Origin of the sequence: Marinobacter sp. BW6, from assembly GCF_008107725.1 — a bacterium.
Lineage (GTDB): Bacteria > Pseudomonadota > Gammaproteobacteria > Pseudomonadales > Oleiphilaceae > Marinobacter.
The window spans coordinates 1-380 of record NZ_VIRN01000066.1; the positions used below are offsets into that span (position 1 = coordinate 1).

A 380-nucleotide genomic window follows, 5' to 3' on the forward strand; every position below is an offset into this window, starting at 1 on the left:
CAGCACCTGCTGTGGCTTGCCGCGCTGTTCGTAGGCCATGTCCAGGGCCTTGATCACCAGTTCGGCATCCGGCTTGGCCGAGAACGCCCAGCCGATCACCCGCCGGATATGCAGATCCAGCACCGCGGCCAGGTAGTGCCAACGGCCTTGCGCCCAGACGTAGGTGATGTCGCCACACCACACCTGATTGGGATGCTCGGTCGCGAATTCGCGGTTCAGCCGATTCGGGATATCCGGACGCTCAACCGTGGCCTGTTTGTAGGCGTGCGAGCCCGGTTGCTTGCTGACCAGGCCTAGCTCACGCATCAACCGACGCACTCGGAAACGGCCGATGGTCACGCCCTCTTCGCGCAGCATGCCCAGAATGCTGCGGCTGCCGG

At 64.2% G+C, this 380-nt stretch carries 1 protein-coding gene; it reads right to left on the reverse strand.

Annotation, left to right across the window (positions count from 1 at the left end; translation table 11 throughout):
- A partial coding sequence (locus FMN52_RS16835; protein ID WP_148609783.1) for a DDE-type integrase/transposase/recombinase occupies window positions 1-380 on the reverse strand: 380 nt, incomplete at both ends.